General features: G+C 30.4%; 25 protein-coding genes. 16 read left to right on the forward strand and 9 right to left on the reverse strand.

Annotated elements, in window-relative coordinates; genetic code table 11:
• Positions 1 to 41 precede the first annotated feature (41 nt).
• Entirely contained in the window at positions 42 to 1,403 is a 1,362-nt protein-coding gene (locus AJ888_RS06790; RefSeq protein ID WP_002854208.1) for an MFS transporter, read from the forward strand.
• Positions 1,400 to 2,407, forward strand: a complete 1,008-nt coding sequence (locus AJ888_RS06795) for a nucleoside hydrolase (protein ID WP_002861113.1) — start codon at positions 1,400 to 1,402, stop codon at positions 2,405 to 2,407. Before AJ888_RS06790 ends, AJ888_RS06795 begins: the two co-directional genes overlap by 4 nt.
• On the opposite strand, the gene AJ888_RS06800 is transcribed toward AJ888_RS06795, so the two are convergent.
• The 3 genes from AJ888_RS06800 to AJ888_RS06810 form a co-directional block, all read right to left on the reverse strand.
• The gene (locus AJ888_RS06800) at positions 2,363 to 2,806 is read right to left on the reverse strand and encodes a YqaA family protein (RefSeq protein WP_002854339.1); all 444 of its coding nucleotides are present in this window, start codon (positions 2,804 to 2,806) and stop codon (positions 2,363 to 2,365) included. The genes AJ888_RS06795 and AJ888_RS06800 overlap by 45 nt on opposite strands.
• A gap of 4 nt (positions 2,807 to 2,810) precedes the next feature.
• On the reverse strand, positions 2,811 to 5,636 hold the full coding sequence (uvrA, locus tag AJ888_RS06805) for an excinuclease ABC subunit UvrA (RefSeq protein ID WP_002854378.1): 2,826 nt from the start codon (positions 5,634 to 5,636) through the stop codon (positions 2,811 to 2,813).
• 72 nt (positions 5,637 to 5,708) lie between these two features.
• The gene (locus AJ888_RS06810; RefSeq protein WP_002861114.1) at positions 5,709 to 6,494 is read right to left on the reverse strand and encodes a sulfite exporter TauE/SafE family protein; all 786 of its coding nucleotides are present in this window, start codon (positions 6,492 to 6,494) and stop codon (positions 5,709 to 5,711) included.
• A 122-nt stretch (positions 6,495 to 6,616) separates the two neighbouring features.
• On the opposite strand from AJ888_RS06810, the gene AJ888_RS06815 reads away from it, so the two are divergent.
• From AJ888_RS06815 to AJ888_RS06855, 9 genes are all read left to right on the forward strand, one after another.
• Positions 6,617 to 6,742, forward strand: a complete 126-nt coding sequence (locus AJ888_RS06815) for a hypothetical protein (protein ID WP_002854718.1) — start codon at positions 6,617 to 6,619, stop codon at positions 6,740 to 6,742.
• Between the two features lie 169 nt (positions 6,743 to 6,911).
• Complete coding sequence (locus AJ888_RS06820) at positions 6,912 to 8,162, forward strand: anthranilate synthase component I family protein (RefSeq protein ID WP_002861115.1); 1,251 nt, start codon at positions 6,912 to 6,914, stop codon at positions 8,160 to 8,162.
• The gene (trpD, locus tag AJ888_RS06825; protein WP_002861116.1) at positions 8,159 to 9,760 is read left to right on the forward strand and encodes an anthranilate phosphoribosyltransferase; all 1,602 of its coding nucleotides are present in this window, start codon (positions 8,159 to 8,161) and stop codon (positions 9,758 to 9,760) included. Before AJ888_RS06820 ends, trpD begins: the two co-directional genes overlap by 4 nt.
• The gene (locus tag AJ888_RS06830; RefSeq protein WP_002861117.1) at positions 9,747 to 10,346 is read left to right on the forward strand and encodes a phosphoribosylanthranilate isomerase; all 600 of its coding nucleotides are present in this window, start codon (positions 9,747 to 9,749) and stop codon (positions 10,344 to 10,346) included. Before trpD ends, AJ888_RS06830 begins: the two co-directional genes overlap by 14 nt.
• Positions 10,343 to 11,521, forward strand: coding sequence for a tryptophan synthase subunit beta (trpB, locus tag AJ888_RS06835; RefSeq protein ID WP_002861118.1), 1,179 nt, complete (start codon positions 10,343 to 10,345; stop codon positions 11,519 to 11,521). The genes AJ888_RS06830 and trpB overlap by 4 nt, the downstream gene beginning before the upstream one ends.
• Positions 11,514 to 12,263 carry a tryptophan synthase subunit alpha gene (gene trpA, locus AJ888_RS06840; RefSeq protein WP_002861119.1) on the forward strand — a complete coding sequence of 250 codons (750 nt, stop codon included), beginning with the start codon at positions 11,514 to 11,516 and terminating at the stop codon, positions 12,261 to 12,263. The genes trpB and trpA overlap by 8 nt, the downstream gene beginning before the upstream one ends.
• Before the next feature lie 70 nt (positions 12,264 to 12,333).
• Positions 12,334 to 12,756: a chemotaxis protein CheX gene (locus AJ888_RS06845; protein ID WP_002854524.1), complete on the forward strand. Its 423-nt coding sequence runs from the start codon at positions 12,334 to 12,336 to the stop codon at positions 12,754 to 12,756.
• Complete coding sequence (fliN, locus tag AJ888_RS06850) at positions 12,756 to 13,064, forward strand: flagellar motor switch protein FliN (protein WP_002824739.1); 309 nt, start codon at positions 12,756 to 12,758, stop codon at positions 13,062 to 13,064. Before AJ888_RS06845 ends, fliN begins: the two co-directional genes overlap by 1 nt.
• Positions 13,065 to 13,862, forward strand: coding sequence for a hypothetical protein (locus AJ888_RS06855; protein ID WP_002861120.1), 798 nt, complete (start codon positions 13,065 to 13,067; stop codon positions 13,860 to 13,862).
• On the opposite strand, the gene AJ888_RS06860 is transcribed toward AJ888_RS06855, so the two are convergent.
• The 5 genes from AJ888_RS06860 to plsY all read right to left on the reverse strand — a co-directional run bounded on the left by AJ888_RS06860 (position 13,859) and on the right by plsY (position 17,337).
• A complete protein-coding gene (locus AJ888_RS06860) occupies positions 13,859 to 15,319 on the reverse strand; it encodes a Ppx/GppA phosphatase family protein (RefSeq protein ID WP_002861121.1) in 1,461 nt (486 codons plus the stop codon). The genes AJ888_RS06855 and AJ888_RS06860 overlap by 4 nt on opposite strands.
• Complete coding sequence (locus tag AJ888_RS06865) at positions 15,319 to 15,564, reverse strand: YfhL family 4Fe-4S dicluster ferredoxin (RefSeq protein ID WP_002854647.1); 246 nt, start codon at positions 15,562 to 15,564, stop codon at positions 15,319 to 15,321. Before AJ888_RS06865 ends, AJ888_RS06860 begins: the two co-directional genes overlap by 1 nt.
• Positions 15,565 to 15,676: 112 nt before the next feature.
• Positions 15,677 to 16,348, reverse strand: coding sequence for a homeostatic response regulator transcription factor HsrA (gene hsrA, locus AJ888_RS06870; RefSeq protein ID WP_002857553.1), 672 nt, complete (start codon positions 16,346 to 16,348; stop codon positions 15,677 to 15,679).
• Between the two features lie 78 nt (positions 16,349 to 16,426).
• On the reverse strand, positions 16,427 to 16,744 hold the full coding sequence (locus AJ888_RS06875) for a dihydroneopterin aldolase (RefSeq protein WP_002857609.1): 318 nt from the start codon (positions 16,742 to 16,744) through the stop codon (positions 16,427 to 16,429).
• Complete coding sequence (gene plsY, locus AJ888_RS06880; protein WP_002861122.1) at positions 16,729 to 17,337, reverse strand: glycerol-3-phosphate 1-O-acyltransferase PlsY; 609 nt, start codon at positions 17,335 to 17,337, stop codon at positions 16,729 to 16,731. Before plsY ends, AJ888_RS06875 begins: the two co-directional genes overlap by 16 nt.
• Before the next feature lie 199 nt (positions 17,338 to 17,536).
• Here plsY and AJ888_RS06885 point away from each other — a divergent pair, with 199 nt between their 5' ends.
• The 4 genes from AJ888_RS06885 (at position 17,537) to hemJ (ending at position 20,893) form a co-directional block, all read left to right on the forward strand.
• Positions 17,537 to 18,562: a cytochrome-c peroxidase gene (locus AJ888_RS06885; RefSeq protein WP_002861123.1), complete on the forward strand. Its 1,026-nt coding sequence runs from the start codon at positions 17,537 to 17,539 to the stop codon at positions 18,560 to 18,562.
• A 94-nt stretch (positions 18,563 to 18,656) separates the two neighbouring features.
• Complete coding sequence (gene glmM / locus AJ888_RS06890; RefSeq protein ID WP_070296216.1) at positions 18,657 to 19,994, forward strand: phosphoglucosamine mutase; 1,338 nt, start codon at positions 18,657 to 18,659, stop codon at positions 19,992 to 19,994.
• The gene (lspA, locus tag AJ888_RS06895) at positions 19,987 to 20,457 is read left to right on the forward strand and encodes a signal peptidase II (RefSeq protein WP_002861125.1); all 471 of its coding nucleotides are present in this window, start codon (positions 19,987 to 19,989) and stop codon (positions 20,455 to 20,457) included. Before glmM ends, lspA begins: the two co-directional genes overlap by 8 nt.
• Positions 20,441 to 20,893, forward strand: coding sequence for a protoporphyrinogen oxidase HemJ (gene hemJ / locus AJ888_RS06900; protein WP_002861126.1), 453 nt, complete (start codon positions 20,441 to 20,443; stop codon positions 20,891 to 20,893). Before lspA ends, hemJ begins: the two co-directional genes overlap by 17 nt.
• Here the strand turns inward: hemJ and AJ888_RS06905 are convergent.
• A complete protein-coding gene (locus AJ888_RS06905) occupies positions 20,890 to 22,236 on the reverse strand; it encodes a coproporphyrinogen III oxidase family protein (RefSeq protein ID WP_002861127.1) in 1,347 nt (448 codons plus the stop codon). The genes hemJ and AJ888_RS06905 overlap by 4 nt on opposite strands.
• A gap of 127 nt (positions 22,237 to 22,363) precedes the next feature.
• On the opposite strand from AJ888_RS06905, the gene cmeU reads away from it, so the two are divergent.
• Complete coding sequence (gene cmeU / locus AJ888_RS06910) at positions 22,364 to 22,615, forward strand: CmeU family protein (protein WP_002861128.1); 252 nt, start codon at positions 22,364 to 22,366, stop codon at positions 22,613 to 22,615.
• Positions 22,616 to 22,620 lie beyond the last annotated feature (5 nt).

Below are 22,620 nucleotides of genomic sequence, written 5' to 3' on the forward strand. Positions count from 1 at the left end.
ATTATTTATAAAAAAATATATTAAAATATAAGGATAATGTAATGACAAATCAGCAAATTGATGGAATTGCGGATAAGAATTTTAATACACCTGAAGGTAGGAAAGTTTTTAAAAAGGCAGTTTTTTCTTGCTGGTTGGGAACTGCTATGGAATATGCAGATTTTGCACTTTATGGTTTAGCAGCTGCAACAATTTTTTCAGAAGTGTTTTTTCCTGAGCAAACTCCAGTAATTGCACTTTTGCTTAGTTTTGTAACTTATGGCATAGGTTTTATTGCAAGACCTATTGGGGCTTTGTTTTTTGGTTATTTAGGTGATAAACACGGAAGAAAAAATGTTATGATGGCTACAATAGCTTTAATGGGAATTTCAACTACTCTTATAGGTTTTATTCCAAGCTATGCAGTGATTGGTGTTTGGGCGCCTATTTGTTTGGTTGCATTACGTTTTATGCAGGGTTTTGGCGCAGGAGCTGAACTTTCAGGTGGAACAGTTATGCTTGGAGAATATGCTCCTAGCAAGAGAAGAGGGCTTGTTTCTTCTGTGATTGCCTTAGGATCAAATAGCGGAACTTTGCTTGCGTCTTTTGTATGGCTTTTGATGGTACAAATGGATGAAGCAAGTTTTAAAGAATGGGGTTGGAGAGTTCCTTTTATGGGAAGTATTTTAATCGCTCTTTTTGCTGTATATATTCGTTTTCATGTCAAAGAAACCCCTGTTTTTGAAAAGCAAAAAAATGAAATGATGAAATTGCGTCTTAATAACGAAAAGCATATGAAAAAAGATGAAAGAAGTTTTTGGCAAAGAAGTCGTGCTTTTTGGACTATGGTGGGCTTAAGAATAGGCGAAAACGGACCTTCTTATCTTGCGCAAGGTTTTATTGTAGGTTATGTGACTAAAATTTTACTTTTAGACAAATCAGTTGCCACTACAGCGGTAATGATAGCTTCATTGGTGGGTTTTTTGGTTATTCCTTTGGCAGGTTATTTAAGTGATAGATTTGGAAGACGTATTACTTATAGAATGTTTTGTTTGCTTTTGATGATTTATGCTTTTCCTGCTTTTATGCTTTTAGATAGTAAAAATGAAATTATTGTGATTTTAACTATTATTGTAGGTATGTCTTTAGCATCTTTAGGGATTTTTGGTGTACAAGCGGCTTGGGGTGTAGAACTTTTTGGGGTAAAAAACCGTTATACAAAAATGGCTTTTGCTAAGGAGCTAGGTTCTATTCTTTCAGGAGGAACAGCGCCTATGGTGGCTTCTGCTTTGCTTGCGTATTATGGCACTTGGTGGCCTATCGCAACGTATTTTGTATTAACTGCAGGTATAGGTTTTGTGACTACATTTTTTGCGCCAGAAACTAGAGGCAGAGATTTAAATAAAATAGAAGATGCGATATGAGACTTATCTTAGACACGGATATAGGCAATGCTATTGCAGGAGCAAATACCGATGATGGTTTAGCGCTTGCTTTGATTTTGGCATCTAAAGAAATCAAACTTGAAATGCTAAGCACAATTTGCGGTAATGTTCCAAGTCTTGTTGCCTATAGCGTGGCTAAGGATTTATTTAAACGTTTAAATTTAAATATCCCCGTTTATTTAGGAGCGAATGAAGCCTTAAAAGAACCAAGTAAAGCTTGGCGTCAAAGACTTGATGAAAGTGTAAAAAATTTTAAACTCGAATATCTTTGGGAAAATATAAAAAGTCCTGAAATTTTAGAAAATATAAATCCTGATGCGATTTTTAAAATGGGTGAGTTGGTGGGTAAAAATCCTAAAGAAATTTCTATTTGTGCGATAGGACCTTTGACAAATATCGCTATGGCTATGAAAATTTTTAAAGATTTTGATATAAATCTTAAAGAGCTTTTTATTATGGGCGGTAGTTTTGATATGCCTTATTACACTAAAGATACAAATTTTGGTTTCGATCCTGAGGCGGCTAGTATAGTGTTAAATTCAAGAGCTAAAATTACACTCGTACCTTATAATGTAACCATGCAGACTTTATTGACTCATGAGGATTTAAAAGAGTTGCAAGCTAAGAATATTTTATGCGATTTTATCGTTAAAACTTTAGGCGTTTGGATTGATTATGCTTCTAAAACACGTGGTACAAAGGGAACTTGGATACATGACGCTTTAACGATAGCTTACGCATTAGATTCTAGTATTGCAGATTTTGATGAGTGTTATGCTGATGTTATTTGCGATAGTTCTTTGGCAAGAGGTATGAGTTGGCGTTGCTTTAAAGAACCAAAAATGAGTATGGGGATGGATTTAAGCACTAAAAATTGTGTTAAAATTTTAAAAAATGTAGACAATGCAAAGCTTTTAAAACTTATAAAAGAGAGGCTTTTAAAAGGAGTTTGCTATGAAAATTATGAAAGCATAACGACTTAATTTTCCAAGTAAGATAAAAAATATAGTTTTTAAAAAAGAATATTTCGCAAAACCAAGTCCTAAGGCAAAAAGATCTCCCACTAAAGGTAAAAAGCTTAAAAAAGCAAATATACTTCCAAATTTGGCAAAATTAGCATTGAAATTTTCTAATTTTTTCAAGGATTTGCTAAAGTATTTTTCTAAAATTTTTTGCTTACCAAGATAAGCCAAGCCATAAGTACTTAAACTTCCTAAGGTATTACCCAAAGTAGCTACGATAAGCACTAAATTTGGATTAAAATCAAGTTTTATAAAGCCTAAAACAAAGGCTTCGCTTGCCAAAGGTAATAGTGTGCTTGAAAGAAAACACACTATAAAAAGTCCTAAATAACTTATATCATTATATAAAAAATCAAACATAAAATTATGATTTTTGTGTATTTTTAAGCTCTAAGTCTAGATAATATCCTGTGTAAGAACGGGTTTTTTTGTGTTCTTTAGCGACTTTTTCCACGCTTCCTGTGCTAATAACCTTGCCGCCTTTAACTCCGCCTTCAGGCCCCATATCGATGATATAATCAGCATTTTTAATCACATCTAAATTATGCTCTATCACAAAAACCGAATTTTTAAGATCAACTAAATGTTGTAAAACTAAGATGAGTTTATTAACATCTTCAAAATGCAGTCCTGTTGTAGGCTCATCAAGTATATAAAGGGTTTTTCCTGTATCGCTACGACTTAGTTCTTTGGCAAGTTTGATTCTTTGTGCTTCACCTCCACTTAAGGTGGTGGCATTTTGTCCTAGGGTTAGATAATCTAAGCCCACTTTTACTAGAGTGTCTAATTTTTGTTTGATTTTAGGAACGGCTGTAAAAAATTCACTCGCTTCTAAAACACTCATATTTAAAATTTCACTGATATTTTTGCCTTTATATTTGATTTCTAGCGTGGCATCATTGTAGCGTTTGCCCCCGCAAGTATCACAAACCACCATAACATCAGGTAAAAAATGCATTTCTATTTTGATTTCTCCATCTCCGCTACACTTCTCACATCTTCCCCCTTTTACATTAAAAGAAAAGCGTCCTGCTTTATAACCACGCATTTTAGCTTCTTTAGTGGCGGCAAAAAGATTTCTGATTTCATCCATAGCGCCTGTATAGGTGGCAGGATTTGAACGTGGTGTGCGTCCAATTGGGCTTTGATCAAGATAAATAACTTTATCAAGTTTTTCAAGTCCTTCTATTTGCACCCCACCAAGTTTTTTAACTTTTTTAGCGCGGTTTAATTCCTCTTGTGCAAAAGGAAGTAGGGTTTGAAGTATCAAAGAACTTTTTCCAGAACCTGAAACTCCTGTTATAGCGACTAAATTTTGTAAAGGAAATTTTACGCTTAAATCTTGGATATTGTTAATATTTACATTTTTAAGTTCAAGCCATTCTTTTTGTGCTCTGTTTTGAAGTTGTGAAATTTGTTTTTTCCCATTCATATAAAGTGCAGTTTCGCTTTTGCTTTTTAAAAGTTCTTTATAAGTTCCACTAAATACAACCTCACCTCCAAATTTTCCTGCTTTTGGGCCAATATCCACAATAAAATCTGCTTCTTCTATAGTCATTTTATCATGCTCTACGACAATTAGGGTATTGCCCTTTTGTTGTAAATTTCTTAAAGTTTTAATCAGTTTTGCAGTATCTCTTTCATGAAGTCCTATGCTAGGCTCATCTAAGACATACATCACTCCGCTTAAACCACTGCCAATTTGTGAAGCTATGCGGATTCTTTGTGCTTCACCCCCACTAATCGTTCTTGCATCGCGCCCTAAGGAAAGATAACCTAGCCCCACATCATACAAGAAAAACAATCTTTCGTTGATTTCTTTTAGGATAGGTTTAGAAATAAGTTTTTGTTGCTCGCTTAAATAAGAAAAATTTTTCTCATCTGCAAAAAAGGCCGTACTATCTTCTATGCTCATATCTAAAATTTCACCCAAGCCTTTTTTGGCTACTTTCACGGCTAAACTTTCGGGTTTTAAACGATGCCCACCGCAGTCTTTACAAATTTTTTCACTCATATATTCGGCTAAATCTTTTTCATCTTTTAGCATTTCATAAGCCATTTTAACCACGCCTTCAAAAGTGCGTTTTAGACGATTTCTTTTCCAAAGAAATTCTATAGTTTTGGCATTACCATACAATACAAGGCGTTTTTGTTCTTCGCTTAATTGCATAAAAGGTATTTTGATAGGAATTTCATTTTGTTCGCAAAAGGCGATTAGGAATTTATAATAATAACTTTTGTTAAAACCATACATGATTTTAACAGCACCATTTTCGAGGCTTAAATTTTCATCGATGATTTTTTTCATATCTAAAGTATAACGAATTCCAAGTCCATCACAAGCTTCACATGCTCCTTTTGGAGAATTAAAAGAAAAGCTTAAAGGTTCAAGTGGAACAAAGGAAATTTTACAATCAAAACAAGCTGAATGCTCGCTAAAATGATAGTGTTTATTAAGGTTTATTTCTTCATGATTTAAAACTTCTATTTCTATTTCTCCAAAGCTTTCTTGTAAACCTTTTTCTATATCGCTTGCAAGGCGAGAAAGTAAATCTTCTTGAATTTCAAGTCTATCTATGACAAGTTTAATGGTGTGTTTTTTGGTTTTAGCCAGTTCAATTTCTTCATCAAGTCTTACTAAAACTCCATCGATTTGAGCTCTTACATAGCCTTTGTTGCGTAAATTTTCAAGTAAATCTGCATAAGTTCCTTTTTTTTCTCGTATGAGTGGAGCGTAGATGATGATTTTTGCACCTTTTGGAAATTTTAAAATTTCACTGACTATATCACTTGCACTCATAGATGAGATTTTTTGTCCACATTGATGACAATGTTGAATACCTACTCTTGCATATAAAAGTCTTAGATAATCATAAATTTCAGTGATGGTTCCTACGGTAGAGCGTGGGTTTTTAGAAGTGGTTTTTTGATCTATAGCAATGGCTGGGGTTAAACCTTCGATTTTATCAACATCAGGTTTGCCTACCTTATCTAAAAATTGTCTAGCATAAGCGCTTAAACTTTCTATATAACGGCGTTGTCCTTCAGCATAAAGAGTTCCAAAAGCAAGGGTTGATTTTCCACTCCCACTCAGTCCTGTAAAAACAATGAGTTTGTTTTTGGGAATTTCAAGGTGGATATTTTTTAGGTTATTTTCTCTTGCACCAATGATTTTTATGGTATCGTTCATAGTCTTTCCTAAACATTAAATAAATTTAAGATTTTAGCATAATAATATTAAAAGAACTTGGATAAATCCAAGTTAAAAATTTATAAGATTTAGCTTATTAAGCAAAGAGTGGGTGGTTCCAAGTATTGATAAGGCATATACGCAAAGTAAAATTTTTCTATGAGCTGAAATATGCATTTTTTCTATGATTTTAATTCCTATAAAAACTCCAACCATAGAAGCTATACCTACTAGTATTCCTTTATGAATAACTTCAGAGTCTATAACTCCAGAATTTGAAAAAGATATAATACCAGAGACTGAAGCAAAAATAACAAAAAACAAGGATAAGGAAACAACTTTTTTACTATCATAGCCTAAAAAATAAGCTAAAATTGGAGCAATTAAAAGTCCACCACCAATTCCCAAAGAAATAGCAAAAATACCAGTAAAAGCTCCAGCAATAAATAAAATGATATTCTTTACCCAAACGCTTCTTTGAATTTGCATAATGTTTTCTTTAATTCCAAAAGCATATTTGATAAAAAATATACAACTTGCCGCCAAAAATACGCTAGTAAGAGCTACATCGCTTAAAGCTTTTAAAAGCATTCCGCTAAAGCTTGCCCCTATGAGCCCTCCAAAACCTATCATAACACCATCTTTAAGATTTAGATTTTTTTTCTTATAATTAATATAAGAGCCAAAAACTGCTGCAAAAATCATTTGCAATACTGAAATTCCGATAGCATGGTGAGCGCTTGCTCCAAGTGCGAACATAGAAGGAACGATAATCATACCTCCACCAATGCCAAAAAGTCCAGAAGCAATACCTGAAATGATTCCTATGATTAGATAAGGTAAATCTGTGATTTCCATAGCTTTTCCTAAAAAATATTAAATATTTCAAATACGGAATAATTTTATCTTATTAAGCTAAGTATTATCTTAGTTTTTTAAAACAATAGAATATTTTTTTGGTAACTTTAAGCATCGTAAAAATGTTTCAAAATATTATAAAATATAAAGATTTTATAATATTTATTTTAAATTTAAAGCAAAATTTATATTTATTGATTAAAATTAACTTAGACTTTAAAAATTTTCATAAAAGTCTTAATTTTTGAAATATTTTATAAGAAAGGTAAAAGATGAGTGAAAATGATTTTTTTGGTAATTCTTTGATTTTAAAACTTACACACACTCTTCGCTCTTGGCGTTTCTAAACTTCTTTTTATCTAAATTTTTTCTTTAGTATTATTTTTATTTATTTTATTTTTTTAAAAAAGGCCTATTATGTTTGTTAAAAATGTAAATTTTTATTACAGACAAATCCTTGAAAAATTTGAAAATTCTTATTTTGCAGAGGATTTGACTAAGGTAATTATAGGGATTGATTGTGATTATTTAGATGCTAATGAATTATCATTTAGCGAGTTTAAGGCAAAATATTATGAAGCTTTAAGTAAGAATAAAATTTGCGACTTTGCTGGATTTTTTGGAGTTTTTAGTGCGAATTTTGTATCTTTGTTTGAGAAAATTCCACTTTCTTCTAAGAAAAATTATGATTTTCCTTTATTTTTATTTGCCAATGCTAAAGCTTATTTGATTTATGAGAAAAATAGTAAGATGTTTTTTAAATTTGGCGCTTCAAAATATTTTGAATATTTAAAAGATGATATTGAACCAATTAAAAAGAAACAAAAAAATGCTTTTGAAATTTTAAATTCTTTAGAAGATGAAAAAAATGATTTTTTAAAAATGTGTGAAAAAGCTAAAGAATATCTTTTAAGTGGAGATATTTTTCAAGTGGTCTTAAGTAAGCAACTTTGTATCAAGCATCAAGTAAATGCTTTTGATTATTATGAGAGTTTAAGTGCTTTAAATCCAAGCGCTTATATGTATTATTTTCCAAGTAAATATGGTGTTGTTTTGGGTTCTTCTCCAGAGTTTTTATTGAAAATTAAAAAAAGAGAGATTTATTTAGCCCCTATTGCTGGAACTAGAAATTTGGAAAATAACTGTGATCTTTTAGCTTTAGAAAAAGATCTTTTAAGTGATGAAAAAGAACTTAGTGAACATAAGATGCTTGTAGATTTAGCAAGAAATGATGCTTCTAAATTTGGCGCTCAAACAAGAGTGGAAAATCTTTTTTCTATTATTAAAAATAAATTTGTAATGCACATAGTGAGTGAAGTGTATGCCAATATGAAAGAAGATGCGAGTATTTTCGATGTGATTGAAGCAGTTTTTCCAGCGGGAACTTTAAGCGGAGCTCCTAAAATAAGAGCTTTAGAGATCATTAGTGAGCTTGAAGATTGCGATCGTGGAATTTATGGTGGTGCGGTAGGATTTTTAAATTTTAACGAAGACATAACTTTAGCGATTTTAATTCGTTGCGCTTTTTTTACTCAAGATAAGGCTTATTTGGCAAGTGGGGCGGGTATTGTTTTGCAAAGTGAGAGTCAAAAAGAATATGCAGAAATTTGTGCTAAACGCAAGGCGCTTTTGGTAGCTTTTGAAAATTTAAAAAAGGAAAATCAATGATACTTTTAATTGATAATTATGATTCTTTTGTTTTTAATGTCAAAAGCATGTTAGAGCAACTCAGCAATGATGAAATTTTAGTAAGAAGAAATGATGAAATTTCTCTGAGTGAAATTAAAAATTTAAATCCTACTCATATTATTTTAAGTCCTGGTCCAAAGCATCCAAGTCAAAGTGGGATTTGTCTTGAAATTTTTAAAGCAAGGCTTAATATCCCTGTTTTGGGCATTTGTTTAGGACATCAAGCTTTAGCTTTAGCTTTTGATTCTTTAGTGGTTAAGATGCAAGAGCCTATGCATGCAAAAAATTCTTTGATAAAACAATGCAAGGAAAATGAATTATTTTCTAATTTGCCTCCAAATTTTAGCGTGATGCGTTATCATTCTTTAGAGGTTAAACAGCTTAGTGATGAGCTTGAAATTTTAGCCCTTGATGAGAAGGGTGTGATTATGGCTTTGGGACATAAAAATTTACCTTATTATGGTGTGCAATTTCATCCTGAAAGCTATTTTAGTGAATATGGCTTACAGCTTTTTTCTAATTTTTTAAAACAAGATATAAAAAAATCACAAAAACAGGAAAATCCTTTAAGTTTTTATTTGCAAAAAATGAGTGAAAATCATTTTTTACAAAGCGATGATTTTGAGCAAATTTGTAAGATTATTATGTCTAAAGATTATGAAATTTTGCAAGTGGCGGCTTTGTTGATTTTAATCACTGAAAAGTCTTTAAACGAAAAATCTTTAAGTGCTTTTGTAAGACAAATTTTAAGATATTCTCAAACTTTTAGTGATGAGAGTGAGATGATTGATATTTGTGGAACAGGTGGAGATGGTTTTAAAAGTATCAATGTTTCTACGACTAGTGCTTTTATTTTAGCAGCTTTAGGAGTAAAAGTAGCCAAACACGGAAATCGTGCCATTTCAAGTTCTAGCGGAAGTACAGATGTGTTAGAAGCTTTAAATATAACTACTCCAAACACTTTAGAATCAGCTTTAAAACAACTAAACAATCAAGGGCTTAGTTTTTTACATGCTCCATTTTTCCATCCTTTAGTAGGAGAACTTAAAGAGATCAGATCAAGGCTTGGAGTAAGAACGGTTTTTAATGTTTTAGGTCCTTTATTGCACCCTAATTTAAAGTTAAAATATCAACTTATGGGAAATTATCACGCACCTGTGCATAGGCTTTTGATAGAGGTTTTAAAAAATTTAGGACGCAAAAAAGCTTTAGTGGTAAGAGGAAATGATGGTATGGATGAGCTTAGTATTTGCGATGAAAGTAAAATTTATGAGCTTTGCGAAGGAGAAATTTTAGAATATTCTATCTGTCCTGAACAATTTGGTTTTAAAAGAGCTTTTCATAGTGAAATCATAGGGTCTAGTGCATATGAAAACGCTAAGGATTTAAAAGATATTTTAAGTGGTAAAATGCAAGGGGCAAAATTTGATTTAGTAGTTTTAAATGCTATGTTTGCACTTTATACAGCCAATAAAGCAAGTTCGCCTTTAGTGGCTAAAGATATGATTTTAGAAGCCATTTATTCAGGTAAAGTTATAGAGTATTTTAAGGAGTATCAAGCCTATGCTAAAGCTTAAAATTTGTGGCATTAAAGATGAAAAAAATGCTAAAGATTTAGCTTTTTTAAATATTGATTTTTTTGGACTTATTTTTGCTAAAAGTCCAAGAAGAGTGAGTTTAAATCAAGCAAGAAATTTAAGTGCAATTTTTCATGAGAAAGATAAAAAAGTTGTTGGTGTTTTTGTAGATGAAAATTTGGAACAAATTTTAAGATGTATTAAAGAAGTTAAGCTTGATGGGATGCAAATTTATCGCACTATTACCAAAGAAGAATTTAAAATTTTAAAGGTGCAAAATGTTTTTGTTTGGCAGGTGATAAGTGTGGAAAATAGTTTAGATTTAAAAAGTGAAATTTTTGCTGATTTAGTGCTTTTTGATGCTAAGGGAATTTTAAAGGGCGGTAATGGAATAAGTTTTAATTGGACTTTATTAAGTTCTTATACTAAAGATTTTGCATTAGCTGGAGGCATAGGTTTGGATAATATTCATAAGGCTGTAAAAACAGGAGCTAAAATTTTAGATCTTAATTCAAAACTTGAAGATGAAAAAGGCTTAAAAGATATCAACAAAATAAAACAAATTTTAAAGGAGCTGAAAAAATGAAAAAAGCGTATTATGGGGATTTTGGTGGGCAGTTTTTGCCTGAAAGTGCAATGTTTGCTTTAAATGAGCTAGAAAGTGCTTTTTTGAAATTTTCTAAAGATAAACTCTTTAAAAAAGAATTAAACGATCTTTTAAAAACTTATGTGGGGCGTCCTACTCCGCTTTATTTTGCTAGAAATTTAAGCAAAAAATATCAGCATGAAATTTATTTAAAACGCGAGGATTTAAATCATACTGGAGCACATAAAATCAATAATGCTATCGCTCAAGCCCTTTTAGCAAAAAAAATGGGAAAGAAAAAAATCATAGCAGAAACAGGAGCAGGTCAACACGGGCTTGCAACAGCCACTGCAGCAGCACTTTTAGGACTTGAATGTGAAATTTATATGGGGGCAACCGATGTGCAAAGACAGGCTTTAAATGTTTATAAAATGGAGCTTTTGGGTGCTAAAATTCATGCAGTACAAAGTGGGCTTAAAACTCTAAAAGAAGCTACTACTGCAGCTATTCAAGCTTGGGTTGGAGATATTAAAAATATTTTTTATGTGGTTGGAAGTGCGGTAGGTCCTTATCCTTATCCTAAAATGGTAACCCATTTTCAAAGCATTATAGGAAAAGAATGCAAAATGCAACTTCAAAAACTCAATAAAAAAGTAGATTATATTATCGCAGCTGTTGGGGGTGGAAGCAATGCAGCTGGGATTTTTTATGATTTTATCAAAGATGAAAATGTTAAACTTATAGGTATTGAAGCAGGGGGGCTTGGCATTGATACGCCTTATCATGCAGCGACTTTAAATAAGGGAAAAACAGGCATTATTCACGGTATGAAAACCAAGGTTTTACAAGATGATTTAGGCAATATCTTGCCTGTACATAGTGTTTCTGCAGGGCTTGATTATCCAGGAATTGGGCCTTTGCATGCTTTTTTATTTGAAAGTAAAAGAGCACAATATCATGCTATAAGTGATGAAGAATGTATGCAAGCTTTAAAATTACTTTGCAAAGAAGAAGGTATTATTGCAGCGATTGAAAGTTCGCATGCTTTAGCGTTTTTAGAAAAACTTTGTCCAACTTTAAAAAAGAAAAGCGTGATAGTAGTAAATCTTTCAGGCAGGGGAGATAAAGATATGCAAATGATTAGAGATTATAAAAAAGGGGTGATTTATGGTTGATTTTAGAAAATTTTATAAAGAAAATGCAAATGTGGCTTATACGGTTTTAGGTTATCCAAATCTTCAAACAAGTGAAGCTTTTTTGCAAAGATTAGATCAAAGCCCTATTGATATTTTAGAACTTGGTGTTGCTTATAGTGATCCTATTGCCGATGGTGAGATTATTGCAGATGCGGCAAAAATAGCTCTTAATCAAGGCGTGGATATTCATAGTGTTTTTGAGCTTTTAGCTAGGATAAAAACTAAAAAAGCTTTGGTTTTTATGGTTTATTATAATTTAATTTTTTCTTATGGCTTGGAAAAATTTGTGAAAAAAGCAAAATCTTTAGGGATTTGTGCTTTGATTGTGCCTGAATTGAGTTTTGAAGAAAGTGATGATTTAATTAAAGAGTGTGAAAGATATAATATAGCTTTAATCACACTTGTAAGCGTTACAACCCCTAAAGAAAGGGTTAAAAAATTAGTAAAACATGCTAAAGGTTTTATTTATTTATTAGCAAGCATAGGTATTACAGGTACGAAAAGTGTCGAAGAAGCAATCTTGCAAGATAAAGTAAAAGAAATCAGATTTTTTACAAATTTGCCTATTTTTGTAGGTTTTGGCATTCAAAATAATCAAGATGTAAAAAGAATGAGAAAAGTTGCTGATGGAGTGATTGTGGGAACTAGCATAGTAAAGTGTTTTAAACAAGGAAATTTGGATATAATAATGAAAGATATTGAAGAAATTTTCAAAAAATAAAATTTTAAAACATATTTTTATTTTATATTTACTATAATTTTAAATTAAGTTTTTTATAGAGGTGGTAGCTATGTTAAAAATTCTTGAGTATTCCATCACTCATTTTTGCGAGCATATCTTAAGACTTCGCATTGAAGCAGCTCAAGATATAAGCGGTGAACTTTATGGAGCGAGTATTCCTATCATGGGCAAAAGCGAAGGAGAATGTAATTTTTATTTATTTTTTCCAAAAGAATTTTTAAAAAAAATTGCAGAAATTTTAATTAATGATGAAAAATTTAAAGAAGATGACTGGTGCGATTTAACTAAAGAATGCGCCAATCAGATTATAGGTTATGCTAAAAATTTGTTAAATGATGCCAAGGGTGATGACGAGTATAAACTCGGAATTCCGGAATATTTAGGAAAAGTTGATTTTTCTGAAATAGTTCTAGATGAAGCTTTAACTTATAAATTTGAAAATTGTTATTTTAGAATAGGATATTGCAAATAATGAGCGATGATATAGAGTTTAATATTCATCATGGGCTTTTACAATCTTATGAAGATATCTTAGATATTACAGTAGATTTTGTAAGCGAGCTTGGAACTACAAATATGAGTGTAGCGGAGCTTTTAAAACTTGAAGTAGGCTCGGTTATTGATCTTGAAAAGCCTGCTGGAGAAAGCGTTGAGCTTTATATCAATAAAAGAATTTTTGGCAAAGGCGAGGTTATGGTTTATGAAAAAAATCTCGCTATAAGAATTAATGAAATTTTGGATTCTAAGACTGTGCTTCAATACTTTAAAAAAGAAATTTAAATGAGATTGCTAGTATTATTTTTTTTAATTTTACCTTTATATAGTGTTGAGTTGATTGGTTATAATATCTACGATAGAAATGACCGAGTAGATTTAATGCTTTCTTTTGATAATACTTATAATGGTAAGATTTCTCAAAAAAAAGAAAAAAATTTAACTCTTTTAACTTTTAGTGATTTAACGTATTCTAAAGATGAATTAAAAGAACTTAACTCTCAACTTGTAGATAAAATTAGTATTAGTTCTAAAAATAATAATACCTATATTATGCTACAAAATAAACAAAATATTAATTTAGAACTTAGCTCTATCAATGATAAATTTGGAGTAAGAATACGAGCTATAGAGCAAGGGAAAGCAAATATCGAATCTGTACCTACAACTACTGCGAATAATTCTCAAGAATTAATGCCTAAACCAAAAAGTACAAGTTTAGAAGGGTATGATTATACAAATTATATCTTGGTAATGCTGATTTTAGTTATTTTGTTAATAGTACTTTGGTGGTTTAAAAAGACTATGGTTTATAAAAATAACAATGTTTCTAGAGATTTTACTATGATTTTCCAAAGATTTTTAGATAAAAATAATCAACTTGTTGTTTTTGATCACGCTAATAAACGTTATACAATGATAATAGGTAATTCCAATGTGCTTTTAGAAAGTGTTGAAATTCCAGAGGAACAAATAATAAAACATACAGAAAAAACAGAGAAAAATTTTGATTCTTTTTTTGAAGAGAATAAAAAAAGAATTCAAAATCTTATAGAGCAGCGTCAAAAAGGTAAAAAATCTTAAATTTTTTGATTGATTGCTAATGCTATGGTAGCTGGTTTTGCAATTTTTTTGAGCTCATCTTTGGGTAAATTAAGAATTTTGTTTTCTTGATATATATAAAGAGTATTGTTTGCAAAAGCAAAATCAATCTTATCTTCATTTGTGCTTAAAGTTTTAGCTAGGCACAAAATAAAATTAAGCCATGAAATGGTATGAATATTGGGTAAAAGTTGTTTATAGGGTTCAAGATTATAAGGATTAACTTTTTTTCCATTAAGCTTAATAATGCTAGCAATTAAAGCTTTTTCTTTATGTGAAAATCCATAATTTAATCCACCTAGTACAAAATGAGCAGAGTGTTCATTAGCAAAATAGAGATTTAAATATTCTCCAATATGGCATAATTTAGCAGCATTTAGTAAAGTATGCTTATAGTTATCGTTAAGTTTATGAAGATTTTTAAGGGTTGTAAAAATTTGCAGAGCAAAATGTGGAGTTTTATTTTTTTGTTTTGATTGTAAAAATTTATCTTGTAAACATTTTAAACTGGGATTGAAATTTGGTGGAAAAGTGATTTTAGGACGAAGCAAATCTTGTAAATAAACTCCTTCTCTGATTCCAACCCCACTCGTGATAACTTGTTTGGCTTTTATTTTTTCCGCAATCTTTAAAAAAATAAATATACCCTCTTTAATGGTATCAAAACGATCCTTTTTTATGCCAAAATTGATTAAAGAGTCTAAGTTTGAATTAAAAATTTTTAAAATATGTCCTTTTTCTTCATCTAGCATATAGCGAAAATCATGTAAATTTTTCAGTGGATAGGAATTTTTTTGCATAATGGAATTAGATATTGCTCTTAAGCTTCCACCTATTGCAATAAGGTTTTGATTGCAAAATTCTTTAGGAATTTGTTCTAAAATTGGTTTTATAAATTCTTCTAAAGAATCCATTTTTCCAGTATCATAGAACAATTCTTTTAGCCTAACAGTGCCAATATCAAGAGATATACAAGAAATAATTCTATTATTTTTTATTAAACACAATTCACTAGAACCACCACCTATGTCTAAAGTGGTTCCATCCTTAAAAGGACTTAATAAATTTAAAGCCGCAAGACCACCTAAGTAACTTTCGCTTTTTCCATCTATACAGCGTATATTTAAAGACAGATTATCTTTGATTCTTTTAATGAAATTTTTTGAATTTGGGGCATCTCTTAAGGCTGATGTGCCTACTATAAATATTTTTTTGCACTTATGCTTTAAAGCACATTGTTTGAAAAAAGCTAAGGCATCTTCGGCTCTTTGCATGGCTTCTTCTTGGAGAATTTTGCCATTATTATAAGCATTTTCTCCAAGTCTTACTTTGCGTTTGTATTCACAAGTTGTATAAAAACCATATCTAGAAGTTTTTTCAAAAATCACCATTCTAATGGAGTTTGAGCCAAGATCAACAACGGCTGTTTTTTTTGCCATTAAAATTCTCTATCTCTATGTTTGAGTTTTAATTCTTCTATAGTTTCTACATTATCAGGATCAGGAATGATACATTCATATGGGCAAGCAACAATACAGGCAGGCTCTGAAAAATCATTAACGCACTCTGAACAAAGATCAGGGTCTATTACATAAATTGGACTATTTTCATAAATAGCTTCATCAGGACATTCTTCTCTGCAAGCATCACAACATACGCAGTCTTTTGTAATTAAAAGAGACATCATAACCTTTCAAAAATTTAAAAAATAATTTTAGTTTATACAATAACCAAACTTAAATAAAATATAAAAATAGAAATAAAGATAAATTTTTTGCACCGAAGGTGCAAAATTGTTAAGATTTTTTAGGGAAGCAGAAACGGTATCCTCTACGACGAACTGTTTCTATGGTAGATATATTTAATGGTTTATCCATTTTTTGACGAATTTGATTGATAGCTACTTCGATAACATTTGGAGTTACTAGCTCAGGTTCTTCCCAGATGGCATCTAAAAGTTGTTCTTTGGATACAATTTGATCCGAATGTCTTGCTAAGTGCGTTAAAACTTCAAAAGGTTTTCCTTTAAGTTCTATATCTTGACCTTTATAAGTAATTTTTTCCTCATCTGGATCAATAACTAAGTCTTCAATTTTAATAACATTGGTTCCGCCAAGTCTTAGTCTTGCTTCAATTCTTGCGAGTAGAATATCAAAATCTAAAGGTTTTTTAACAAAATCATCAGCTCCAGCTTTCAAAGCTTTGATTTCTGTTTCTTTGTCTGTTTTTGAAGACATAATCATAACTGAAGTTCTTGGAGATTTATGCTTAATAGTGTTAACAAGTTCCGCTCCATCTCCATCAGGTAAAGTCCAGTTTGCTAAAACTAAATCATAATGTCTAATGCCGATAAAGTATTCTCCATCTTTAAAATTTTCAGAAGAATCAGTTTGATAACCAAATTCATTAAGATTGTCTATAATTGTTTTATTTAGGCTAATCTCATCTTCTATAACTAAAATTCTCATTTGTTCTATCCTTATTAAGAAAAATTTAAAGAATTATATCATAGCTTAAGTAAATGTTTAGATATCTTTAAAAAAAAATTAATATTTTTTTTTCAATTTAACCCCAACTGTAGCATTTTTTATTATATGGGGTTTGAAAATTTTTATGTTAAGATTGGTTAAATTAGGAAAATCTTTTTTTAAATTTAAGCTTACAAAGTCTAAAGACTCTTCAAGGGTGTAAAATTCTTCTTTTTTATACCATTTTTTAATTTTGGTAATTACCTCTGCATAATTTAAAAATTCATTTGCTTTAGCTTTAAGCTTGATAATAATTTTTTGTTTTTTCCTTCTTTCGAAATCTAATATACCGATGATACACTTAAAGTGAAATTTTATTTTTATATGACTTTGCATTCTTCTTTAAAAATCAATCTTTTAATATTAGGTAGATGTTTATATACTATAATAAAAGCGATAATGAAAACGGGTGCATGTGTATGAATTTCTAAGTCATAATTAAATATAAAAGAACTTGCAACAAAAGCAAGTAATGCTGCTAAAGAAGCTAGCGAAGATATTTTAAAAATTTTTCCAATAACTACCCACACAATAAATGCTGTAAGCACTTCCAATGGAAGCAAAACTATCATAGCACCTGCTCCTGTTGCTATGCCTTTTCCTCCTTCAAATAACAAGTAAATTGAAAAACAGTGTCCAAAAATAGCCAAAACTGCCACGCTCCAAAGCAAAGCTTGATCATAATGAAGAAATTTCAAGATTAGTAAAGGAATAGCTGCTTTTGCAAAATCTAAAATTATTGTAGCAATGGCAAGTTTTTTTGCTAGTTTGGGATTTTTTTCTTTTACTACTCTTAAAACATTGGTTGCCCCTATACTTTTTGAACCTTCTTTTTTGATATCAGTTTTAGCAAAAAATTTAGCTAGGATTAGCCCAAAAGGGATTGAACCTAAAAGATATATAAAAGCGTAAATTATTAAATTTTCCATAATATCCTTTTCAAATCATCTTAAAATTTTAAGATTTATAACTAAAAATTATATCTTATGAAAATAAATAAACAAAAAATAATTTTTAAGATAAAAATAGTATTAATTAATTATAAATATTTTTTAATAATATTTATTTTTATTTAAGCTCTAAATGATTATTATTTTATTTTAATTTATCTTTAATAGGAGTTTGTAAATGAAAGTAAAATCATTGCTAATCGCATCCTTAGTTGCTTTTTCAAGCTTAAATGCTGCAAGTCTTATAGATGAAGCTAAAAATTCAGGTCTTGTTGCCTTACCAAAAGATCAAAAAGGCGTTGATGAAATTTTGAAACAAAATGGAGTAAAGGCTAGTGAATTTACTCTTGAAAAAGCAGAGCTTGGTAAAAAGCTTTATTTTGAACCACGCCTTTCAAAAAGTGGTATCATTTCTTGTAATACCTGTCATAATGTAGGACTTGGTGGAATAGATGGAATCAGTGCTGCAATAGGTCATAAATGGACAGCAAATCCCCATCATTTAAATTCACCAACAGTTTATAATGCAGTTTTAAATAGTACTCAATTTTGGGATGGTCGTGCAGGTACTCTAGCTGATCAAGCTAAAGGTCCAATCCAAGCTGATCCTGAAATGGCAACTCCTGCTAAACTTGCAGTAGAAAAAATTTCATCTTTGCCTGAATATGTGAGTGAGTTTAAAAAAATCTATGGTAAAAGCGGTGTAAATTTTGACAATATTGCTGATGCAATTGCAAATTTTGAAAGAACTTTGATCACTCCATCTCGTTTTGATAAATTTTTAGAAGGCGATGAAAAAGCTTTAACAAAAGAAGAGCAACAAGGTTTAAAACTTTTTATAGATAAAGGTTGTGTAGCTTGTCATAATGGTGTGAATTTAGGTGGCAATATGCAAGCGTTCGAAGTTGCTGGTAAATATAAATTTGCAAATTTAGGCGATTTTAAAGGTGATGCAAATGGCATGGTAAAAACTCCAACTTTAAGAAATGTTGCTGAAACTGCTCCATATTTTCATAATGGCGCTATTTGGAATCTAAAAGATGCTATTAAGGAAATGGGTAGTGTGCAACTTGGCATTAAAATTTCTGATAAAGAAGCAAAAAGTATTGAAACTTTCTTAAAATCTTTAACAGGAACAAAACCAGCAATTGTTTATCCACAACTTCCTATTTCTACTGAAAGAACTCCTAAACCTGAACTATAAGGTTCTAAACAAGCTCTATTTTTAGAGCTTGTTTAAATTTCTTTATCTTAGCTTTGTTATAATTGTCTTTAAATTTTTGCTAGAAAGGTTTGCAATGAAACTTTTTGGAACCGATGGAGTTCGTGGAAAAGCGGGTGAATTTTTAGATAGTTTTTTGGCTATGCGTTTAGCAATGGCTGCGGGTATTTATTTTAAAGATAAAAGTATTACTAATAATATCTTAGTAGGAAAAGATACAAGAAGAAGTGGCTATATGATAGAAAATGCTATTGTTTCAGGGCTTACTTCTATAGGATATAATGTTATACAAATTGGTCCTATGCCAACTCCTGCGATTGCATTCTTAACTGAAGATATGCGTTGTGATGCAGGGATTATGATTTCAGCTTCTCACAATCCTTATTATGACAATGGTATTAAATTTTTTGATGCTCATGGAAATAAACTCAGTGAAGATATAGAGAAAAGAATAGAAGAAATTTATTTTGATGATAAGCTTATACAAGCCTCTAAGGTGGATATGGAAAAAATTGGTCAAGCAAAAAGAATTGATGATGTTATAGGAAGATATATTGTTTCTATTAAAAATTCTTTTCCAAAAGATCTTACTTTAAAGTCTTTGCGTGTGGTTTTAGATGTGGCTCATGGGGCAGCTTATAAGGTAGCACCTACTGTTTTTAAGGAATTAGGTGCTGAAGTTATAGTAATGAGCGATAAACCTAATGGACTTAATATCAATGAAAATTGTGGAGCTTTGCATCCTGCAAACTTAGCTGCTGAGGTAAAGCGTTTGCGTGCAGATGTAGGCTTTGCTTTTGATGGTGATGCAGATCGTTTGGTGGTTGTAGATGAAAAAGGAGAAGTGGCTAATGGAGATAGTTTATTAGGGGTTTTAGCGCTTTATCTTAAAGAACAAGGTAAATTACAATCAAGTGTTGTGGCTACTATAATGAGTAATGGTGCTTTAAAAGAATTTTTAAATAAACATGGTATAAAACTTGATACTTGTAATGTGGGCGATAAATATGTGCTTGAAAAATTAAAAGCTAATGGTGGAAATTTTGGTGGAGAGCAAAGTGGGCATATTATTTTTAGTAATTATGCAAAAACTGGAGATGGTTTGATAGCTGCTTTGCAATTTAGTGCTTTAATGCTTTCTAAGAAAAAATCTGCAAGCTCTATTTTGGGTCAAGTCAAACCTTATCCTCAGCTTTTAACCAATCTTAAAATTGCAGAAAAAAAAGATTTAGATAAAATTAAAGGTTTAAAAGAATTAAAAAAAGATTTAGAAAATAAAAATATTAATACCTTATTTCGCTATTCTGGAACAGAAAATTTGATAAGACTTTTGCTAGAAGCTAAAGATATTAAGCTCTTAGAAAAAGAAATGAAAAATGTTGTGGAGTTTTTTAAGAAAGCTTTAAATGGCTAAAACTTTTAAATTTATTTTTTATTTTTGGGGTGCCTTTGTTTTGGTTTTTACTCTTGATCAATGGGTAAAATCCTTAACTTTAGCAGGACTTAGATGGCAGAGTGAATACTTAGATTTAACTTATGCTCTAAATACAGGCGTAGCTTTTTCAATGTTGAGTTTTTTAGAACATAATTTAAAATATTTACATCTTGCTTTAATTGGCGTGCTTTTTATTTATCTTTTTTGGCAAAAAACACTTTTAAAAACTCATAGTATAGCTTTTGGAATGATGCTTGGTGCTGGTGTTTCAAATTTATTGGATCGTTTTATACATGGAGGTGTAGTGGATATGTTTTTTTGGCATAAATGGTTTAATTTTGCTATTTTTAATGTTGCAGATGTCATGATAAATATAAGTGTGGCTTTGATTTTAATACAAGAAATATTTAAAAAAAGGAAAAAAGATGACAGAATGGATTAATGATTATTATTTTTGGATTAAATGGGTGCATTATTTGGCATTTGTTTCTTGGATGGCGGGTCTTTTTTATTTACCTCGTCTTTTTGTGTATCATGCTGAACATAAAGACAATAAAGGTTTTGTCGAGATTGTAAAAATTCAAGAAAGAAAACTTTATTTTTATATACAAACTCCTGCAATGATTGTGACTTTAATCACAGGAAGTTTAATGTTGCATGCTCATAAGGAAGTTTTAATGGTAGGTTCGGGTTTTATGCATGTTAAACTTACCTGTGTTACACTTTTGATTATTTTCCATATACATAATTATTATTGTTTAAAAGCTTTAGCAAATGATACTTCTGCTAAAAGTGGGAAATATTTTAGAATTTATAATGAATTCCCAACTATAATGTTTATTATTATCGCTTTAATGATGGTTGTTCGCCCCTTTTAGTTTGTCTCCGCTTTAAATTCCATACTAGCGGAGTTAAGCGGATCAATATTTTCTTTCATGATATCGATATAATCTTTATTTTTAAGACGCTTATCATCTCTAAATACTGCACGCACAAGATCCATTCCTGTGTAAAAATCTTTCATTAAAACCACAAAAAGATATTGACCAAATTCAGTTGCGATTAAAGCATTTTGATCTTTTATGATGGCACCACTTGTTTTAAGCCCTAAAAGTTCTATGAAAAGTTCTTTTTCGAGATTGCAATTTAGAGTTTTATTAAATTTATCAATTTCTATTTTCCCTGAAAAAATTTCAGTTAAAAAGACATATTTGATAATTTCTTTCTTATCAAAACAAGCTTTGGCTATATTAGCATTTTGTTTTTCTTGTATAAATTTAGCATAATCATTTAGATTAAATGCATTGATTAAAAGCTCCCCATCTAAAAAGCTAAAAGCCCCACTGCCCACTCCTAGGTATTCATGATGAGAACTGACATATTCGTCATTAAGCTTGTTTTTTTCTAAAGAAAAACTCCAACCATTGTTTTGGGTATAGTCTTTAAAAAATTCGCGTATGATTTGATAATAAGTAAATTCATTATCTTTAATGCTCACTCCTAGACTTTTAGCGATATTATCTTTGGTAAGATTTGATTTCATTAAAGGATAGGTTGTGATTTGTTGCGGGGCTAAATTTTTAGCAATTCCTAAGTCATTTAAAAGTTGTTTTTCGCTTTGTCCTGGAAGATTGAAAATAAGATCTATACTAAAAATAGGTAAAATTCCTAAAGCTTTTGAAATTTTTTCTTGAAGTTCTTTAGATGAACCAAATTTATTATATCTTGCCACTTTTTTTAAAGTTTCATCATCAAAACTTTGAATTCCGCAACTTAAACGATCAATTATACCTTTAAACATAAAAAGCTTATTTGGATCAATATGATTTGGATCACTTTCGCATGAAATTTCTTTTATATTAAATAATTTTTTACAAAGTTCTAAGGTTTTTAATAATTCCTCTTCGTTAATCAGTGTTGTACCACCACCCACATACATGGAAGTAAAATCAAAACCTTTATCTTTCATGATTTTAATTTCTTCTCTAAGATTTTGAAAATACACTTTGGCTAAATTTTCATCATAATAATATTTATGAAAGCTACAATAAGGACAAAAAGTATGGCAAAAAGGTACATGGGCATAAAGCATATAGCTTTTGTCTTGTTTTGGAATTTTTTCTTCGGGTTGTTTTAAAAGTTCGACATTGAAACCTTTTTGGAGGGATTTTTCCATCATAGTATGAGAGTATTTTAAAGCTAAATTTTGAAATAAATTCATAAGTGGCCTATATATTAAAATATTTAAGATATAACTTTATCAATTTTTAGCTAAAATAGGAGTAAATTTTTTATTTCTTAAATAAAAAATGGGATTAAGTTTTTAAATTATTTAAAAAGGATATAAAATGGATAAAGCCAAAATTGTTCAAAATTTAAATGCTTTGTTTAAACAAAGAGCAGAGTTTTACTCTTATTTTGATGAAAATATTGCCAAAATCAATAATACTGAAGTATTTGATTTTAAGAATGCTAAAAATTTAAATCCAGAAGAGGTATATAGGCAATTTTATCATTTTGATTATGCTATAAGAAAATTATTGCCTGCTATTTACAAGGCTTATGAAATTACAGATGCAGATTTAGACAAAGATTTTTAATTTAT

Origin of the sequence: Campylobacter sp. BCW_6467, from assembly GCF_001762855.1 — a bacterium.
Lineage (GTDB): Bacteria > Campylobacterota > Campylobacteria > Campylobacterales > Campylobacteraceae > Campylobacter_D > Campylobacter_D jejuni.